The organism is Bradyrhizobium sp. USDA 4510, assembly GCF_054059095.1.
Genome location: NZ_JBSSBT010000001.1, coordinates 7,218,583 through 7,237,809 on the forward strand (window position 1 = coordinate 7,218,583; position 19,227 = coordinate 7,237,809).

At 60.7% G+C, this 19,227-nt stretch carries 12 protein-coding genes; 5 read left to right on the forward strand and 7 right to left on the reverse strand.

Annotated features, from left to right (window positions below; translation table 11 throughout):
- Window positions 1-204: 204 nt before the first annotated feature.
- A complete protein-coding gene (locus ACVMDN_RS33690; RefSeq protein ID WP_076825070.1) occupies window positions 205-585 on the forward strand; it encodes a response regulator transcription factor in 381 nt (126 codons plus the stop codon).
- Here ACVMDN_RS33690 and ACVMDN_RS33695 read toward each other — a convergent pair.
- The 3 genes from ACVMDN_RS33695 to ACVMDN_RS33705 form a co-directional block, all read right to left on the reverse strand.
- Complete coding sequence (locus ACVMDN_RS33695; RefSeq protein WP_083714888.1) at window positions 550-6,468, reverse strand: ATP-binding sensor histidine kinase; 5,919 nt, start codon at window positions 6,466-6,468, stop codon at window positions 550-552. The two genes, ACVMDN_RS33690 and ACVMDN_RS33695, sit on opposite strands and share 36 nt — an antisense overlap.
- Window positions 6,469-6,647: 179 nt before the next feature.
- Window positions 6,648-9,821, reverse strand: a complete 3,174-nt coding sequence (locus ACVMDN_RS33700) for an efflux RND transporter permease subunit (protein WP_057016324.1) — start codon at window positions 9,819-9,821, stop codon at window positions 6,648-6,650.
- Window positions 9,818-11,020, reverse strand: a complete 1,203-nt coding sequence (locus tag ACVMDN_RS33705) for an efflux RND transporter periplasmic adaptor subunit (protein WP_244558669.1) — start codon at window positions 11,018-11,020, stop codon at window positions 9,818-9,820. The genes ACVMDN_RS33700 and ACVMDN_RS33705 overlap by 4 nt, the downstream gene beginning before the upstream one ends.
- A 1,040-nt stretch (window positions 11,021-12,060) precedes the next feature.
- Between ACVMDN_RS33705 and ACVMDN_RS33710 the strand changes: the two genes are divergently transcribed.
- From ACVMDN_RS33710 to ACVMDN_RS33725, 4 genes are all read left to right on the forward strand, one after another.
- On the forward strand, window positions 12,061-12,552 hold the full coding sequence (locus tag ACVMDN_RS33710) for an OsmC family protein (protein ID WP_076825083.1): 492 nt from the start codon (window positions 12,061-12,063) through the stop codon (window positions 12,550-12,552).
- A 378-nt stretch (window positions 12,553-12,930) separates the two neighbouring features.
- Entirely contained in the window at window positions 12,931-13,848 is a 918-nt protein-coding gene (locus ACVMDN_RS33715) for an NADP-dependent oxidoreductase (protein WP_456834691.1), read from the forward strand.
- A gap of 81 nt (window positions 13,849-13,929) precedes the next feature.
- Window positions 13,930-14,565 (forward strand): nitroreductase family protein, encoded by a 636-nt coding sequence (locus ACVMDN_RS33720; protein ID WP_057016328.1) that lies wholly within the window; start codon window positions 13,930-13,932, stop codon window positions 14,563-14,565.
- A 34-nt stretch (window positions 14,566-14,599) separates the two neighbouring features.
- Window positions 14,600-15,145 carry a carboxymuconolactone decarboxylase family protein gene (locus tag ACVMDN_RS33725; protein ID WP_057016329.1) on the forward strand — a complete coding sequence of 182 codons (546 nt, stop codon included), beginning with the start codon at window positions 14,600-14,602 and terminating at the stop codon, window positions 15,143-15,145.
- 228 nt (window positions 15,146-15,373) lie between these two features.
- Here the strand turns inward: ACVMDN_RS33725 and ACVMDN_RS33730 are convergent, their stop codons facing one another.
- The 4 genes from ACVMDN_RS33730 to ACVMDN_RS33745 form a co-directional block, all read right to left on the reverse strand.
- A complete protein-coding gene (locus ACVMDN_RS33730; RefSeq protein ID WP_371852094.1) occupies window positions 15,374-15,715 on the reverse strand; it encodes an L-histidine N(alpha)-methyltransferase in 342 nt (113 codons plus the stop codon).
- A gap of 257 nt (window positions 15,716-15,972) precedes the next feature.
- Window positions 15,973-16,386, reverse strand: coding sequence for a cupin domain-containing protein (locus ACVMDN_RS33735; RefSeq protein WP_076825086.1), 414 nt, complete (start codon window positions 16,384-16,386; stop codon window positions 15,973-15,975).
- 91 nt (window positions 16,387-16,477) lie between these two features.
- The gene (locus ACVMDN_RS33740; RefSeq protein WP_158074161.1) at window positions 16,478-17,899 is read right to left on the reverse strand and encodes an MFS transporter; all 1,422 of its coding nucleotides are present in this window, start codon (window positions 17,897-17,899) and stop codon (window positions 16,478-16,480) included.
- A gap of 298 nt (window positions 17,900-18,197) precedes the next feature.
- Window positions 18,198-19,115, reverse strand: a complete 918-nt coding sequence (locus ACVMDN_RS33745) for an NADP-dependent oxidoreductase (protein WP_076825088.1) — start codon at window positions 19,113-19,115, stop codon at window positions 18,198-18,200.
- Window positions 19,116-19,227: the final 112 nt, after the last annotated feature.

Below are 19,227 nucleotides of genomic sequence, written 5' to 3' on the forward strand. Positions count from 1 at the left end.
TTGGCAAAGCGTTCTCCTACTACCAACATCATTCTATGCCCAATCGACCGCAAGAAACAATGTTTGTCGCCTAAGCGGACGGCCGAGGGGCTAAGCCATCGCTTAGGAACGTAACATTGCGTTATTGAGGAAAGTCGATGACATTAAGCCGCATGCTGCGCGAGGTCTTGCCGTGCCGCTCTGCGGAGGCGCTTGGAACCTGCAATGGTGAACCGAACACTGATATCAATCGTCGACGACGACCAGCCATATCGTGAGTCAATGCGAAAGCTCATAATGTTGCTAGGCTACACCGTCGAGGCATTTCCGTCGGCGGCCGATTTTTTGGCATCGGGTGTCTTGCCCGAAACCACTTGCCTGGTCACCGACGTTAATATGTCCGGAATGACCGGTGTCGAGTTGCACCGGCGCTTGGTAGACGCGGGTTACGCGATCCCGACGATCCTTATTACTGCTTACCCCGATAAGGTCGCCAAGGATCAAGCGCTAAAGGATGGAGTTGTTTGCTACCTCAGCAAGCCGTTGGACGACGAAGATCTCGCCCGGTGCCTACGTTCGGCTCTGCAGCCTGGTTTCGCCAGCTGAAGACCATTCATGAGCCGTGTTCGTGGGCAACGTGAATTGAAAGACGGCGCCGCGAGGTTCGTTTGCTTCCGCCCACAACTTGCCCTCGTGGGCGTGAATGATGGAGCGGCATATCGCCAGGCCCACCCCTGTTCCACTGGACTTCGTGGTGTAAAAGGCGTCGAAGACTCGATCGAGATGCTGCGCATCAATTCCGGGCCCCGAATCACGCACGGTAACGAGGGCGCCTGTCTGATCCTGCTCGGTGCTAATCAACAGATGTCGTGGCCCTTCATCAACCGAACTCATTGCTTCGACCGCGTTCAAAATCAAGTTCAGCAAGACCTGTTGCAGCTGAACGCAATCCCCCATAACCGGAAGAAGTTCATCCGCGAGCCGCGTATCGACTGAAACGCCGTTCCTGTGAACCACGCTTTGCGCCAGTACAATTACTTCGTCGATAGCCGCATTGAGATCAAACCGCTCCTTTCGCAGAGGCGCCTTCTTGATGTGATCACGCATCCGTCCGATGATATCCTTCGCTCGATCCGCGTCCCTGACAACGCAAGCGAGCGCTTCCTTGATCTCATCCAGATTTGGCGGTTTCATCTCCAAAAAGCGCATCCCCGCACGGGCGTTGTTACGAGCGGTAGCGATCGGATGCAGAATTTCGTGAGACAACGAGGCCGCCAATTCTCCCATTACGCTCACGCGATTCATATGAGCGAAATCCAGCTCGAGCTGGCGCAGCTTTTCGCGTTCGTCCTGCGCACGCCTTCGTTCCGTCACATCGACGCTTGTGGCGATAGCCTCAACCGGTGCGCCCTGGGGGGAAAACACAAAATGGCTGGTTCCTTCGATCAATTTCACTATTCCATTAGGCAAGAGGAGTCTGAATTCGGCCTTCAAACCTCTTCTCTGGTGCACGGCCTCCTGAACCGCTCCTGACACTCTGTCGCGGTCCTCTGGGTGGATGCGTCGCCACACATCGTCATGGCTTGGAAGGCCCTGCAGTGGATCAAACCCCCAGATCCTGTAACACTCGTCCGACCAATAAAGGAAACGCTTTGTTGTTGCGTCGTAGATCCAGTTGCCGGTGCGGCTCAGTCTCTGCGCTTGGCTGAGCGCTTCCTCTATGCGCTTGCGCTCGGTCAAATCAAGTACGAATGCGAGGCCCTCGTCGCCACCTTCTTTAACTAGAGCGGCGCCAACGAGCACAGGAACGCGAGTGCCGTCTTTCCTAACATACTCCTTCTCGTAGGGCGGAACTATCCCGGTTGAGTTCAGTTTCGCCAGAGTCAATGTGTCGCGCTCACGCCATTCGGGCGCGGACAGCTCGGTCCAGCGTACGCGGCCCGAGACCAACTCCTCACGGCTATATCCTAAGATGTGCAGAAACGCGTCGTTGGCTTCAATAATCCTACCTTCGCGGTCGGCAATGATGATCCCAATGATGTTCGCATCGACCAAACGCCGGATCTTGCGTTCGCGGTCTTCAATGTCGCGATAAAGCCGTGAATTATCGAGCGAGATCGCCGCCTGCGACGCAAGCACTTTCAACAAAGCGACGCGATCCGATGTAAAGACCCCGGGCGCCAGATTATTCTCCAAGTAGAGAATGCCCGTAAGGTTTCCTTGATTGATCAATGGAAAACAGAGAATAGAACGAAGATGGCCTTCAACCAGGTACGGATCGGACGAAAATGGATTAAGGGACGATGCGTCGTCGAGAATCACGTTTTCTTGGGTGTGCAGGACATGGTGGAGCATCGTCTTCGGCAGCTCGGTCGTGGCCACCTCCTCGTCGCGCAGATGCACGATCACCAAATCGCCGTCGGTCGTCGCCTCGGCGGCAATTCGCTGCACGTCCCCTCGTAAAACAATCAACAAGCCCCGTTCGGCGCCGGCCTGCTCGAGCGCTGTCCGCATAAGCGTTTCGAGCAGTTTCTCCAGAACAATCTCGCTCGATATCGCTTGTGACGCCTTGATCACCGTCGCGAGGTCGAGTTGTTCGGCAGACGCTGCGATCGTTTTTGTCGGAGCAGGTGTGGGCCCTTCCATCCTGACGCGCGGATACATCGCGTAGAGATGGCGCACTTTGCCGTTCGCGCCCCAGCGCAGGTAACAGTCCCGGGCGTTTCGCAGATAAAGGTGCGTGATTTGATCGAACCCGCTGCTGGCGTAGAAGCGTGCAGCCAACTCGTTGGCAAGCGCCTCGTTGTGGACAAAGCCACTCGCCTGCGCCGAACGTATCGCTTGTTCGTAGAGGTTCATTGCAGCGAATGCGCGGCCATCAATTCGGGCAATCTCCGCATCAACCAACGCCGCGCGGTCCGCGAAGTTTTCCGGACATGCCGCGGCCCAGCTGGCGAGCTGACGGTGATGAGGAGCCAGTGCCTCCAAGATTGACACCCGCTGGTCTGCAGGCGTCAAGTCGTAGAACGCCGCGTATGACAAGGCGCTGTAGAAGTGATAGTCGGCGGCCTCCATGACAGTGAGAGAGAGGCTCAAAAGGGGTCGCGCCCTCGATGCGGCATCAATCGCTGCCGGGTAATCACCAGCCATAAAGCGAGCCTGCAACTTGCAAATCCAGTACAAGCATTGGCCGGCCGTCCCTTTCGAGGCGCCCACGAAATCGCGTTCGAATCGTTGCTCATCAAACTGATCGTGATCCAAGGAGCCGAATCTTATCGTCTTGCCGCGCAACATCCGCACTAATGCGACCGCTACACTGATGAATTCGACGTCCGTGCCAAGCTGTACTTGCCGAAACCTTGCCCTCTCAGCTTCTCGTTCGATGTCGACGAGCGCGTCGCCGACTGTAAGAAGATTGAGCACCCTTAGATGGGAGCAGATGCGCGCATACACGAAGTCGCCGGTTTTCCGGGCCGCATCGAATGCGCGATCCATAAGTTCGCAGCACGCCCGGATATGCTTCCTCCACGGCATGACCATATTTCCGAAATTCAGATAGACGCCCGCTTGGAAACGCCACAGTGCTCGCTCCTCCACGAGTTCATAGGCGAGCCGCCCGACGCGATATGCGCCCTCATAGTCACTGAACCGTAGCCCGACGATCATTCCAAGCCGGGCATAGGCGACCGCAGACGCGTCGCTGTTGCCACTATCCAAGGTAAGGCGGAGCATTTGGCAGACCACGAGCGTGTAGAGATTGAAGTCGGTGTATTGCGCCGGCGAAGAGAGCCGGTTCAAAACATCCAGCACGACGAGAGACGCCGAGTCGGTCATGATGGGAAGCGCCTTCAGCTCCTCGCTCGTGCGCCGGTTGAGTTCCGACCAGACACGCTGGTACGCTTGGTGCGCTTCCTCATCCGTCGGATGCGGCGACCAATTGATTCCTAGATAACTTAGGTAATCAAGACCGACCACGACCGCGCGGCCGGGTCGATTAAGCCTGATGTAAACGTCGACACCGAGGCGCGCCACCACCGCTCGATCGCCCGCACTCGTGACGCGAGCAGACAATGCTGCAAAGTGGCTTTCCGCGTCCGAAAGCGCGCCCGTCAGTAGCTCGCATTCGGCGCGACGAAAATCGAGTGCGAAGATAAGCTCCCTACGGCGTTCCCAGCAATCCTCTGCCAATAGACTTCGACCTGCAATAAAGTAACTGAGCGCCGAGACGTAAGCCGTTGATGCGTTCGCGCGCCGGCCTGCCGCCAGGTTCAATTCCGCGGCCTGCTCGCGCTCTTCGATCGATTTGATCAAATGAAGAGCTCGGTTGAGCTGGTTAACGATTTCAAAGATCGCTTCGTCCCGCTTCTCCGGAGGAGTCCTCGCCGCGAGCAGCCTTCCTATTCGAAGATGCGTCTCGCCACGTAGCTGATCCGGGATCAGTGCATAGGCGGCCTCTTGAACGCGATCGTGGGCGAATCGGTAGCCACCTTCCGCTTGCTCGACCATCTCCTGAAGACGAGCCGGCCACATAACCGTATCGAGCTGCGCCTCCGACATCCCGAGAACAAGCGAAAGTGCTGTGCTCTCGACAATGCTTCCAAGACAAGCCAAATGCTGCAACGCATCTTGAGTCGCGACGGGAAGCCGGCTGAGCTTTCCCACCATAAGATCAACGACATTGTCGGTGTAGCCCTTGGCGTGAATGCGGTCGATATCCCAGGACCAACGCGCGCCATCACGATCGAATGCAAGTAGACCTTCTTCGGCGAGCGAGGACAGGAACTGAATGGCGAAAAACGGATTGCCGTCCGTCTTGACATGCAACAGTTTCGCAAGCGGAGCGGCGCGCTCTGGCTGACAGCGAAGGGCGTCGGCGACCAGTTGACCGAGATGCTCTTGGTCGAGCCGCGAAAGCTCGATCTCAACTACTTTTCCGTTGGCGGCCTTGATGGCGTGGAGCTTTTTCATGAGAGGATGGGCGGCAGCGACCTCGTTGTCGCGATAGGCGCCGATCAGCATCAGATGCTGGATATCTGACCGCAAAAGATCTTCCAGCAGATCAAGCGTCGCCGCGTCGAGCCACTGCAGGTCGTCGAGGAAGAGCACAAGTGGCTGGTTCGTGCGGGCAAACACGCTTATGAAGCGACGGAATACCAGTTGAAATCGGCTTTGCGCCTGCTGTGGCGGCAACTCAGGGACCGGCGGCTGATCCCCGATGATTAGCTTGAGCTCGGGTATGAGGTCGATTAAGAGCCGCCCGTTCGATCCCAGCGCCTCTAAGAGCGCGCGACGCCAGCTCGCCAACTCCATGTCGCTTTTGCTGAGAAGGGGCCGGATGAGGCTTTGGAACGCCTGAACCAGTGTCGCGTAAGGGATATCGCGCTTATACTGGTCGAACTTACCAGACGCGAACAAGCCGCGCGACTGCACGAGCACTCTATGCAGTTCGTCGATGACGGAAGATTTTCCGATGCCGGAGTATCCCGAAACCAGGACCAATTCTGGAACACCAGTTTTCGTGATGCGATCGAAGCAGGAAAGCAACATCGCGATCTCACGATCTCGCCCGTACAGCTTGCCGGGATTCAGGAGCTGGCTCGACAAGTCCTGCAGGCCGAGCGGAAAATCATCGATGCGGCGGCGGGCTTCCCATTCTGCCAGGCAGCGTCGCAGATCGCGCTCGACACCGACCGCGGTCTGATAGCGATCCTCAGGTGTCTTGGCGAGCAATTTCATAATGATCGCCGAGACCGGAGCCGGAGCACTCACAAGCCGTTCCCCTGGCGGCATCGGTCGCCTTGCTATATGGCAGTGCACCCATTCCATTGGATCGGTCGCCGTGAACGGCAGCGCGCCCGTGAGCATCTGGTAAAGCGTGACTCCGAGGGAGTAGAGGTCGCTGCGGGCGTCGATCGAGCGATTCATCCGCCCGGTCTGTTCTGGTGCCATGTATGCGAGCGTACCGGCCAAGGTCTCGGGCGGCTCGGGTGCCTTCCGCTCGCGAGACAAGCGCGATGCGATGCCAAATCCGGTGAGCCGCACGTGTCCATCCACGCAGTTCACCACAATGTTGGCTGGCTTAATGTCTTTATGGATGAGCCCGTGCTGATGAAGCTTGCCCAGAGCCGAAGTAACCGCGATACCCAGAGTCAAGCACGACCCTATCTCCATAGGCCCATCGAGCAAATGGTCGAGCGGCTGACCGCCCCGATCATCCAGCACCAACACGGTCCGGCCGGCGTCGCGCATGAGGGCTAGCGGCCGCGCCGCCCATGCCCCATCGAGTTCATCCTTCAGCTCATATTCGTGCGTAAGGCGATCGAGCGCCGGCCGAGACGGGTGGTCGGCAGCAACGGCGACGAGCATCACCGCGATCTGGTTGCCATCGTCGTCCAGTCGCCAGCCGCGGCTGAACACTCGTTCGCCGTCCTCCCAAATCAGCTGAGAGTCACTGTCAGAGCACACGACGTTGAGCGGCTGCTGCACCACCTGCGAGACTCCGGCGTCGAGCTTCACACACGAGACCTCTCCGGCCCGGAGAGAACGTACCCCGCCGGTCGAGAAATGTCAGTCATCCCTTGGTCGCGCGGACGCGGAACCTTCTCCTTCAGCAGCAATTTAGCAATTTTGAGCCACTTGCCGACTTTATTCGTGGGGGCAGCAGCGGCTCATTCGGCCGCCGCTGTCGTCCGGGCGGCCGGCCTGCCCTCATTCTTTCCTTCGGCGAGGTTGCGCACCACCATGTAGAAGATCGGCGTGAACAACAGACCGAACAGGGTGACGCCGAGCATCCCGAAGAATACTGCAACGCCGACCGCCTGGCGCATCTCCGAGCCTGAGCCGGTCGACACCACCAGCGGCAGCACGCCGAAGATGAAGGCGAATGACGTCATCAGGATCGGCCGCAGTCGCAGGCGGCAGGCCTCAATCACAGCCTCCAGCCGAGGCCGGCCCTCGAGCTCGATGTCCCGGGCAAACTCGACGATCAGGATGGCATTCTTGGCCGCCAGCCCCACCAGCACCACGAAGCCGATCTGGGTCAGGATGTTGACGTCCTGGCCCATGATGCGCACGCCGATGGTGGCCGCGAACAGACACATCGGCACGATCAGGATCACCGCGAACGGCAACGTCCAGCTGCCATATTGCGCGGCCAGCACCAGATAGACGAACAGCACGCAGATTGGGAACACGTAGAGGCCGGCATTGCCGCCTGTCGCTTGCTGATACGACAGATCGGTCCACTCGAATGAAAACCCGCTTGGCAACGTCTTGTCGGCCAGCAGCTTGATGGTGTTGAGGGCGGTCGCAGAACTCACACCCGGAGCCGGCTCGCCCTGGAGTTCAGACGCGGTGTAGAGATTGTAGCGCGCGACACGATCAGGTCCCGAAACATCCTTGAAGTCTACCACGCTGCCGAGCATCACCATGTCGCCATTGGCGTTACGGGTTCGCAGCCGCGCAAGATCAGTGGTCTCCTTGCGGAACGGAAGGTCCGCTTGCGCGGTCACATGATAGGTACGCCCAAACAGATTGAAGTCGTTGACATAGGTCGAGCCGAAATAGGTCTCGATCGTGTCTGTGATGCTGCCAATGGGGACGCCGAGCTTTTGCGCCTTAACGCGATCGATATCGACAAACAGCTGCGGCGTGTTGGCTGTATAGGGCGAGAACACAGAGGTCAGGTTCGGCGACTTCCGTGCGGCGGCGACGAGTTCGTCGGTCGCGGCCGCGAGCAATTCGGGACCGCGTCCCTGTCGATCCTGGATACGGATGGCGAAGCCGCCACCGGTGCCGATGCCGGGCACAGCAGGCGGCGGAATGACGATAATAAAGGCGCCCTGGATCACCGACAGCCGTTTGCGCAGGTCAGCCGTGATCGCGCTGGCCGACAATCCCTTCTTTTGTCGTGCCTCCGGCTCGTCGAACACCGGGAACAACGCCGCGGCGTTTCCGGCTTGCGTGCGTGTTGCGCCAGAGAAGCCGCTGAACGCTCCAACACGGACGATACCTGGGGTATCCAGTGCAATCCGCTCGATTTCGCGGACCACCTCAGCGGTGCGCGCGAGCGACGCAGCGCCCGGCAACTGCACCGAGATGATGAGGTAACCGCGATCCTGCGCGGGGATAAAGCCCTGAGCGGTGGTGGCCAGCAGCCAGCCGGCGCTCCCGATCAACGCGATATAGAGCAACAACATCGGCGCCGAATGCCGTATCACAAGGGATGCCGTCGCCGCATAGCCACTCGATAGCCGGTCGAACACACGGTTGAAGACTCCTGTGAAGACCGACCAGCCGCGCGCGATCACGTTCCAGCGCGCCGGCGGTCGCTTCTCCTCGTGCGGGACCAGGATCTGCGAGGCCAGCGCGGGTGACAGAGTCAAGGAGCAGAAGCAGGAGATCGCGGTTGCGACTGCGATTGTCACAGCAAATTGCTGAAAGAACTGCCCGGAAATGCCACCAAGGAATGCTGTTGGCACGAACACTGCGCACAGCACGAGCGCGATCGAGACAAGCGCACCGCCAACCTCCTCCATGGTCTTGAGCGCAGCCTCGCGTCGGCTCATACCTTTCTGAAGATGTCGCTCGACATTCTCGACTACCACGATCGCGTCGTCGACTACGATGCCGACCGCCAGCACCAGACCGAACAGCGTCAGATTGTTGACCGAGAACCCGAGCACTGCCATCACTGCGAAGGTTCCAACCAGCGATACCGGAATCGCTATGATCGGAATGATCGCAGGTCGCCATCCCTGCAAAAACACCAACACAACAATGACGACGAGCGCCATTGCCTCGTAGACCGTCTTGATCAGCTCGTGGACCGATTGGGTGATGAATTCGGTGGGGTTGTACCCAATATTGTAGTCGAGGCCCTTGGGAAAGCTCTCCTTCAGTTTCGCCATGGTAGTCGAGATTGCCTTGGCCGTCGCGAGCGCGTTCGATCCGGGCCGTTGCGTCACTACCATCGCGACCGCCGACTTTCGCAGGATGCGGCTACTCGTGGCGTAGGAAAGTGCACCGAGTTCGACCCGGGTGACGTCGCGCAACCGCACGGTCCGCCCGTCGGAGCCAGCCTTCACCACGATGTCCTCGAATTGCCTGATATCTTTGAGGCGGCCGGTGAAGACGAGGTTCGGCTGGAATGCGCGATCGGCGATCGGCGGCTCCGCCATTTGACCGCCGGTGATCTGCAGGTTCTGGGCTCTGACTGCGGCGACGACATCACTTGACGTCATGCCGAGATTGGCGATCTTGTCAGGGTCGAGCCACAGCCGCATCGAGTAGTCGCGCGCGCCGAACATCTGGATGTCGCCAACTCCGTCGAGCCGCAGGAGCTGGTCGCGCACCTGCAGCAGCGCGTAGTTGGAGATGTAGAGCTGGTCGAACGTGTCGTCGGGCGATAGCACGAACACAGCCATAAGGATGTCAGGTGAGTTCTTCTGCGTGACGACGCCGTTGCGCTGCACCTCTTCCGGCAGTTGCGGCTGCGCGATCGCGACGCGATTCTGTACCAGCACCTGAGCTTTGTCGAGGTCGATGCCGAGCTTGAAAGTGACGGTAATGGTCAATTGACCGTTCGAGGTCGCCTGGCTGTACATGTACAGCATGTCCTCGACGCCGTTGATCTGCTGCTCGATCGGCGCCGCAACGGTGTCGGACACGGTCTGCGCCGAGGCGCCCGGATATTGCGTGGTTACCGTGACAGTCGGCGGCACCGCCTGCGGATACTCCGAGACCGGCAGCGTCTGGTAGGCGATGGTGCCGACGATCAGGAGAACGATCGACAGCACCATCGCGAGGATAGGCTGGTTGATGGAAAGCCTGCCGAGATTCATGGCTTGGCACCTGCCGCGGGCTTGTCGCCTGCCGCCGGCGTGGCTGCTGCCGGAGCTTTGTCACCCGCCGGGGCTTTGTCACCCGCCGGGGCCTGCGCCATTTTCGGCGTCACCTTGGCGCCGACGCGGGCACGCTGCAGCCCGTCGACGATCACGTGGTCTTCCGGCTTGAGGCCTTCACGGATCACGCGCAGGCCCTCATCCAGCGGCCCGAGCGTGACCGCGCGGGCTTCCACCGTGTTGTCGTCCTTGACCACGAACACGATCTTGCGCGACTGGTCGGTGGCGACAGCGGTGTCCGGGATCAGCAGCGCCTCATAGGGCGAGGAGCCGATCAGGCGGACGCGGCCGAACTGGCCGGGCAGGATCGACAGATCCTTGTTCGGAATCACCGCGCGGCTGCGCAGCGTCGCGGTCGAGACATCGAGGCGGTTGTCGAGGAAGTCCATCTTGCCTTCATGCGAGGGCTTGGTCTCGCCGGTCAGCGCCACCTGCACCGGGTTCGCCGTGTCGCGCGAACTCGGCCGCCTTCCTTCGAACCACAGCTTGCTGTTGCGCTGGTAGGTTGCCTCGTCGACGTCGAAATAGACGTAGATCGGATCGAGCGACACGATCGAGGTCAGCAGCGTCGCGCCGCCCTCGCTGCCCTGCACCAGGTTGCCCGGAGTGACCAGATGCCGGCTGACGCGACCGGTGATCGGCGCCAGCACGTGGGTGAATTCGACGTTGAGCTGGGCCGCCTTCAGTCCACCATCGGCTTGTGTCTCGGCTGCAAGAGCAGCCTGCAAGGCCTGACGGCGCTGGTCGACGACCTGCTCGGAGACCGCGCTGGTCTGCACCAGTGTCAGCCCACGGTCGAGTTCGCGCTTGGCAAGCTCGCCCTTGGCGCGCGCATCGGCGAGCTGGCCTTCGGCCTGCAACACCACCGCCTCGAACGGCCGCGGGTCGATGATGTAGAGCAGATCGCCGGCGTGGACGATCGCGCCATCCTTGAACTCGACGCTGTCGACGAAGCCGCCGACGCGGGCGCGAACCTGAACCTCCTCGACCGCCTCGAAACGGCCGGTAAATTCGTCCCAGTCGGTGACGGTGCGCTTGACCGGCTGCGCGACGGTCACAGGTGGCGGCGGAGGCGCGGCAGCCTGCGATTGAGCCTTCTCGTTGCAACCAGCGAGCGCTAGCGTCAACAGCAGGCCGATAGGTGTGTAGCCGAATCGAGGAAGGCTACGAAACGAACCGCGATTGAGCCAGAGCACTGGAGCCCGATGCTCCGTTCTATCAATCGTACTCACTTCCGTCCCTCCAAAGACCTAGGGTGTTGCAATCGAAGTACTCAACTTGCGCTGTCACCAGCGGCATCTCTCTCGATACCGGCACGACCATTGGCACCGTTATTTCCAACGACGATCGTGGATTACTTGATTTCAATGACGCGCCGACAGATCGCCGAACCTCGCCGAGACCCAAAATCGAACTCCAATCGCATCGTCATCAGACTGGAGTCGAACGCTTGCCAGAAGTTCTTCGCCCACCGCGCCACCGCCAACGGCGTGCGCGCCGCCATCTTCCGCTGCCGCAAAGGGTCCCGCCGGGTCGTAATGTCAGCCTGACCATGGTGCGACGATTTCGATCGTGTCGTTGCTCTGCATGTCGACCCTCTGCCGTTTTGATCATTCGTCGCGTTTTGCGCGTCGATCTCGGAACTGCAGGTTTAGATTCGACGATGCCTTGGAGAATGACCGCGCAATGCCGGCGGAGGAAATCACCTCTCGCCATCGAGTCGATAAACGGTCGTTATGGCCGATCGCTGCGCGAGCGTGACGCAAGAAGTACCGCAAGCCGGATGGCACTCAAAGCCACCGCACCCTTATCCTGCAGAGACGGACGTCACGCGCACGGTCATGCGGATCATGCAGAACGTCGATCGGCAGCAGATGGCGAAGGCGCGTTCACCCGGCGCAAAGGTCAGATTGGCTATTGTTACCTGAATGGACGCACGATCATGCCCGCCGAGCTGTTCACGGATTTGCTCACTGGAGACTCGACGTGCACTTCACGCCGAGCATTCCTGGCGGCTATGGATACGATACCTTTACCCGAACGGTCGTTGGATCTACCTGCTGAAAGCGCCGGTTGGACGCGGGCACCAAGGTCTCGAATGCTTTGGGATCTATTTTGTGCTGCCGCAAGCATTCGTCGAAGCCGGCGGATCAGTCATTCAAACGATCAGGCCACAATCATGACGAAGATTCGCGAAGTCGTCGTCGCAAGTGACCTCACCAACCATGGTGCGCTGGTGTGCCAGGTCGGCGACTCCCGGTTTCTCGTCGGCGGCCCAGACGGCGTCGGTCACGTCTCTTCTGGTCCCAATCCGTACGACCTTCTTAGCGCATCTCTCGCGGCGTGCACCGCTATGAGCGTTCGTTTTCAAGCTCGGCGCCAGAAGCTGCCACTGGAGCGGGTGGAGGTGAGCGTCAGCTTCCACCATGGTGCGCAAGGCAAGAAGGACTCGTTCCAGCGCACCCTGGTGCTGGATGGCGAACTCGACGCGCAACAACGCGCTTTCTTGCTGGAAGCCGCGAACCTCTGTCCCGTAGGTAAAGTTCTCGGCGCCAGTGCGGACATTAGTACGCGCCTGGGCGTTACTGCGTCCGGCCGCAACGAAAGCCCTCGGGCCAGTTACGAAAATGATCTGACTGAACTCTCGATCCCGAATATTACTCCGGATTGACTGTCTCTCACGCCACCGATCTCCGGCTCAATGAACAAGCCAACCCATCGCGTCGAAACAGGCCCTGTCGTCGGCGGAAGCGCCCGACCTCCCCGCGTCGAAGAAGATCTCGCGCAACGTTTGACCCGTCACGACGCTTAATCCCAACCGTATCCCACTATCGCCGGCGCCCCATTCACCGTCGTCCTTTCTTCGGCCAGCACGACCGTATCACCGGGCCGCGGCTTGTTGAGGGCAATTCGGCCGACTCTTGGTCTGAGCCAAGCCACGTCGATGGCATCGATTCCATAGCCACAGGTCATTGGACCATCGAATTTCGCGGTCGTACTTTTTTGCTCGGCTGCAAGGAAAGACATCCCACACACGAGGAGATGAGCGATGAAGGCAATCGTCGTAGCGGATCAAACCGCGGGAGCCGCTGGCATGACGCTCGTTGAGCGGCGCGAGCCGCAGGCTGCCATCAACGACGTCGTCGTTCAGGTACATGCGTCAGGATTTGTTCCGACCGAGCTGGCGTGGCCCTCGACCTGGAGCGATCGCCTCGATCGTGACCGGACACCGTCAATCCCTGGCCACGAGCTGGCCGGGGTAGTGACAGCCCTAGGGTACGGCACGACGGGCTTGTCGGCAGGGCAACGGGTGTTCGGGCTCGCGGACTGGCACCGCGACGGCACACTGGCCGAGTATGTGGCGATCGAGGCGCGCAACCTCGCGCCGCTGCCGGGCGACGTCGACTTCGCCGTGGGCGCGAGCCTGCCGATTTCGGGTCTGACTGCTTGGCAGGGGCTGTTCGAGCACGGACGCCTTCAAGCGGGGCAGAGCGCCGTCGTGCACGGTGCGGCCGGCGCAGTCGGATCGATGGTAACGCAACTCGCGCGAGAGGCCGGCGCCTACGTCATCGGCACCGGGCGCGCGACCGATCGTCAGAGGGCGCTCGACTTCGGCGCGAACGAGTTCGTCGACCTTGAGACCGATGCCCTCGAAGACGTCGGTGGAGTCGATCTCGTGTTCGATGTCATCGGCGGCGACATCGGCAAGCGATCCGCGCGCCTGGTTCGCGCTGGAGGTAGGCTGGTGTCCATCGTCGGGCCGGTCGAGGCACGGCCCGCCGACGTCCTCACGGTCGACTTCGTGGTCGAGGCCGATCGCCCCCAGCTAAGTGAGATTGTTCAGCGGGTGCGGGACGGACGACTGCGGACGAACATCGGCAACATCGTGCCTCTTGACGATGCCGTCGCCGCTTTCAACGCGACCAAGCGGATCAACGGGAAGACGATTATCCGAATTCGTCCGTGAACGCGCACCGTGCCCGCACCACCTCGAGCAACGAGAATGAAAAACCGTTGCCTCAGCCACCCCTCGCACCCAGGACCTGCCATGATTAACGAGACAACCATGACCAACGCCGTCATCGAATGCATCCTCAGCCGCAGCGCCGCCAAGTACTACGATCCTGCCGCTATCTTGAGCGACGATCTGATCCGCGAGCTGGTACGAATCGGCACCACCGCGCCGACATCCTTCCACTTGCAGAACTGGCGCTTCATTGCGGTCCGCTCGCCTGAAGCCAAGGCACGGTTACGTCCGATTGCCTGGGATCAGCCCGCGATCACCGAGGCGGCAGTCACATTCATCGTCTGCGGCCAGTTGGCCGACTCCAGTGTCGTGCCGGAGCGGCTAGCACCCTTGGTGGAAGCCGGCATCATGCCGGCGAAGATGGTGCCGGAATGGGAAATCCCCGCACGCGACCTGTACATGGAATACCCGCAGCGCCAACGCGACGAGGCAGTTCGCACCGGCACGTTCGGCGCGGCGGCGATAATCTATGCGGCCCGCTCGCTAGGGCTGGGCTCGACGCCGATGATCGGTTTCGATGCCGACGCGGTGCACCAAGAGTTCGGACTGGCCGAAAACGAAGTGCCGGTCATGCTGTTGTCCGTAGGGGCGCTGCGTTCGGGGAACTGGGCGCAAAAGCCGCGCCGTCCGGTGGCCGACGTGTTGGATCTCGTTTGACTTTCCGCGCACCCAGCAACTTACGGAGCCTATCATGCCAAGAACTGCCGCTTTAAAGCCGGAACGAGTGCCCGCCGACTCGAAACCGACCCTCGATATGTTCACCAAGAACATCGGGTTTACGCCAAACATGATGTCCACCTTCGCGGCAAGTCCGATCGCGTTCAATTCATGGGCAACCCTGCTCGGGTCGTTAAGCAAGGCGCTGGACGTGAAAACGCGTGACAGCATCGGCCTCGCGGTCTCCGAAGTGAATGGCTGCGACTATTGCCTCACGGTTCACAGCTTCACGGCAGAGCATATGGCCAAGTTGCCGGCGAATGAAATCATTCTCGCCCGGATGGGCCATGCCAGCGACCCCAAGCGGGATGCCGCCATTCAATTTGCGCGCAAAGTCATCGTGGCCCGGGGCAAGGTCAGCGACGCCGATCTGAAGGCCGTCCGAGACGCGGGCTACACGGATGCGAACGTCATGGAGATCGTCGCGCTGGTTGCGATGTACTCTCTGACGAATTTTTTCAATAATGTCTTCGATCCGGAGAAGGACTTTCCCGTTGTTGCGCCGGCTGGCGCGATCTGAGCTCGGTCCAGTCGCAACGGCCACTGCCAAGGGTTTCTTGGAGCTTTGATTGACGCGAGCGTGAGCCCAAAAGCCACTTGTTCATTAACGATACCAGCGAGCACGTGCGGAACTATCTCGAACGTGCTTCGCGTTCCGGCAACGTTTCTTGGTCGAGCTTGCGGCCCAGAATATATGGCCATGAGGCCGGCCTGGAACGACGACTAAACGTGATTGTTCATTCGCGAATCAAGCCGAACAGGCCGAATAGCCCGTCCGCATCCTGCCAATCTTCGGCAACCTTCCATCCGCCGGAGCGGGCAAGCCCCGCGAAACTCTGCTCCGAGGGAAATTGCGCTCGATGGGGCGGACCCAGAGCAACGGGAAGCGTGAAGCGATCCTCTTCGATGTTTCTTCGAGGAAAGCGTCGGCGATGTCGATCGGCACGTAGCCCCGCGGATCACGCGGTCCCGCCAGCACAAACTCCGTTTTAATGCCAGCTCCCGCACCATACTCGATCGCGCCAGGCTGTACAAAATCGGCAATGTCACTCTGCCGCTCTCGCAGGATCGACATTTCGGCTCGGGCCAGGTTCTACTCATCCAGCCTCGTATCTCTTCAAAGAGTGCAGATCCGCGCGCGTCGTATAACTAGCTAGCGGCTCGGTAGTGTCTTCACTTCAGCGGATAATCCGGTCACGACGTCTCGGGCGGATGCTTTTTCAACTGGGTCGATGCTGTTGTTGGCGTGAAGCACATTTCCGCTTTCGGTGACGCGGCGGATGACCGCCGCGCTAAACTCGCGGTCGATATCATCATTGTGGATTCTTGCTTGGCGCAGCGAGCAGGTTATTTGACGGGCGTCGTCAGCTGCTTGTCATCGACGCCGAGGACGAAGACGGCGAGCAGCTTTGCCGGCTCCGTCTTGCTCGCGTTGCGGCTAATCGAATGAGTGGCGCCCGGCGGTTCCGACCAGCCCTCGCCTGCCCGATAGATGCGCGTCTCACCGTCATTCACCTTCGATTCGATCGCTCCTGAGATCACATAGGCGTAGATGAAGGCCGACTTCGCGTGCGTGTGAGATGGAGAGGCCGCGCCCGGCGCGTAATCGACCTCCACGACGACCAGCGACTTGCCAAGGATGTTGGGAATGGCCGCCTCGAATTTCTTTGTGACAGTTTCCGCCTCGCTATCATGGGCGTGGATGGGGCCGCCCATCGAGAAGGTAGCGCAGACGATGGCAATAATGGTTCGGATTTTCATGAGCTTTCTCCTTCTGCCCTTAAGTTGGTCTTCGTATTTCAGCGTTCCCTTTCGGGCCTTGCTGGTTTGCTGATTGCAGAGACCGAACGGATCAGTCTCTCGGGATAAAGTCGACGTGGGGTCCCGGCTCGATAATGAACACTGCGAGTGTTGCGAGAACGCAGGCGACCGCGGCGACAGCCATCGCCATGTGAAATCCCTGGAAAAGCTGAGGACCGCCCTGCTGCAGGACGCCGCCGAGTAGGGCAATGGCAAAGAGCGACCCGGCGCGCGAGACCGCACCGTTGACGCCTGACGCGGTTCCGGCGCGATCGGGCTCAACGGAGGTGAGGACCAGAGTTGTCAACGGCGCGATCGCCAAGCTCATGCCCAGCGCCAGCAACAGGATACTGGGGAAGATATCCGTCCAGTAAGTCGCGTTCGGACCGATACGAAGCGCCGTCGCGCATCCCAAGGCGGCGACGGCGCCGCCGGCGAACAATGGCAAGCGGCGGCCGAACCGACGGCAGAGCATGCCGGCAAGCGGCGAGATCACCGTAATCAACACTTGCAGTGGAATGAAAGCCAAGCCCGCCAGCAGCGTTGGCAGATGCGCACCCCGGATCATCACAAACGGGATCAAGGTTAGCGTGACAGTGAATGCGCCATAGAGGAACGCTGTGAACAGGTTCGCACCGACGACCGACCGCGAGACGAAGAGAGACGGCGGCAGCAGCGCTTTGTCACCCGATCGCCGTTGACTGACGATGAGGCCGGCTAAGCCACCCAGACCGACGATCAGAGTGACGACCACCCCAATGTTCAGCGCGGAATCGTTGGTTAGGCTGGTCAGCCCCGCACCAAGCCCACCGAGCCCGATTGTCGAGAGGATCGCGCCTCCGACGTCGACCCGGGCTTGGCCAGTCGGGGTGTCCTTGGGTATCCACGCGGCGCCGACGGCCAACGCACCGACGACGACGGGCAACAGCATCAGAAAGGTCGTTCGCCAGGACCCGTGATCTAGGATCGCGCCGGCGATCGCAGGCGCGACGCCGCTGGCGACAGCCGCCGCCGCGGACCAAATGCCGACCGCACTGGCTTTCTCGTCGGCAGGAAAGGCCTGCCCGAGCACGGAAAGGCCGTTGGGCAGGATCACAGCTTCGCCAAAGCCTTGCAGGAAGCGGCCGACGACGAGCGGCGTGAAGCTCGGCGCAAGACCAATCGCGGCCACGCCCAGACCGTAAATCGCGATCCCCCCGAGAAAGATCCGCTTCTGTCCGAACCGGTCACCCAGAGCGCCGGCGACCAAGGTCAGCGCCGCGAGCGGCAGGAGCTCAGCATTCATCACCCACTGCAGCTCGAGCGGCGACAGGCGCATGTCTCGGCCGATCGCCGCAAGCGCGACCGTGACGACGGCACTGTTGACGAATACGAGGCAGCCACCCAGACTCGACGCGGCGAGCACCTTGGTGCTGTCCTGTGTGCCGGCGGCCTTAGGCTCGCAGAGTGCCAGGCCACGGTCGGCAAGGGTCAAGGACGTGCTGCTCACGACCTGATCCCTCAGGTGAGGTCGCGCGACTCACGGCGCGCAAACCTACTGGCCAGCAGCCCGAGGCCGAGCCGTCTTGTCCGTTCGCGGATTACTCCTCGCAACATGGAACCAATCCCAGGCAGACCCTCAAAACCGCCGTCACTTCCAACCCGCGCTGCACCCCGGACGCGCGAGGCCACGGTCGAGCCCCGGCGTGCACGTGAAGAAAGCGGTAGATCGCCACGATCCACAAGGTGACGTGAGGGATGGACAGGCCCCCTGTGCCCTTTTTCCCAGATCATTACGGACGAACGCGGATGATCGTCTTTCCGCTCATCCGCTTGGTCGGATTGAATGCAGCGACGGCCTCGTCGAGGGTCGCGATCTTGCCAATGTTCGGCCGCAGTCGTCCGTCCCGCACTCGCTGGACGATCTCACCCAGTTGAGCGCGATCGGACATCAGGACAAAGTCAATCGTCAGGCCGTCGGCGGGCCGCGCCTCGGTCGGTCCGGCGATGGTCACCAGTGTTCCTCCAGGCCGGATCGCTCTAGCGGAACGCGTCCCTATGTCGCCGCCGATGACATCGAACACCAGATCGACTCCGGCGGCGTCTTCGAGGACGTCGTTCTCAAGGTCGATAAATTCGTGCGCGCCGAAATCGAGCGCCTTCTGACGATCGGCGGCACGCCCGGTCCCGATAACGTAGGCGCCGGCCGACCGCGCGAGTTGCGTCGCCATCGATCCGACTGCGCCGGCTGCGCCGTGCACGAGAATACTCTGTCCTGCCTGAAGGCGTCCGTGCACGAACAGTCCCTGCCACGCGGTCAGACCTGGCATCGCCACGCTCGCGCCTACCGTGAAGTCGACGTCGCTCGGCAGAGGCGCGAGGTTGCGCGCCTCGACAGCCACATACTCTGCCAGCGTTCCGCCCCGATACGAATCCGAGAGTCCGAACACGCGCTGCCCCACCGACAGGCCCGTCGTGCCATAACCGAGAGCAGTGACCACTCCGGCCAGCTCCTGCCCGGGGATCGACGGCGTTCGATCGCGGTCAAGGCGATCGGTCCACGTCGAGGGCCACGTCAGTTCACCCGCGGTGAATCCCGACGCACGAACCCGAACTACGACGTCGTTGACCGCTGCGCGTGGTTCGGGCCGCTCTACGAGCCTCATCCCGGCAGTTCCCGCGGCCTGATCCGTCACGACAATTGCCTTCATGTGAACTGTCCCTTTGGGTACTTATCTCTTCTGGATGTGTCCCAGCGGTGAAAACCCGTTCGACATCTCATGCCCGCAGAATTCACCCGGGTGCCCTCCCTGGGCATTCTCA

Bases quoted from the DNA above. Each gene is read 5' to 3' on its own strand.
- ACVMDN_RS33690 (WP_076825070.1), top strand. From the start codon at position 205: ATGGTGAACCGAACACTGATATCAATCGTCGACGACGACCAGCCATAT.
- ACVMDN_RS33735 (WP_076825086.1), bottom strand. From the start codon at position 16,386: ATGAAAATCCGAACCATTATTGCCATCGTCTGCGCTACCTTCTCGATG.
- ACVMDN_RS33700 (WP_057016324.1), bottom strand. From the start codon at position 9,821: ATGAATCTCGGCAGGCTTTCCATCAACCAGCCTATCCTCGCGATGGTG.
- ACVMDN_RS33715 (WP_456834691.1), top strand. From the start codon at position 12,931: ATGAAGGCAATCGTCGTAGCGGATCAAACCGCGGGAGCCGCTGGCATG.
- ACVMDN_RS33725 (WP_057016329.1), top strand. From the start codon at position 14,600: ATGCCAAGAACTGCCGCTTTAAAGCCGGAACGAGTGCCCGCCGACTCG.
- ACVMDN_RS33710 (WP_076825083.1), top strand. From the start codon at position 12,061: ATGACGAAGATTCGCGAAGTCGTCGTCGCAAGTGACCTCACCAACCAT.
- ACVMDN_RS33720 (WP_057016328.1), top strand. From the start codon at position 13,930: ATGATTAACGAGACAACCATGACCAACGCCGTCATCGAATGCATCCTC.
- ACVMDN_RS33745 (WP_076825088.1), bottom strand. From the start codon at position 19,115: ATGAAGGCAATTGTCGTGACGGATCAGGCCGCGGGAACTGCCGGGATG.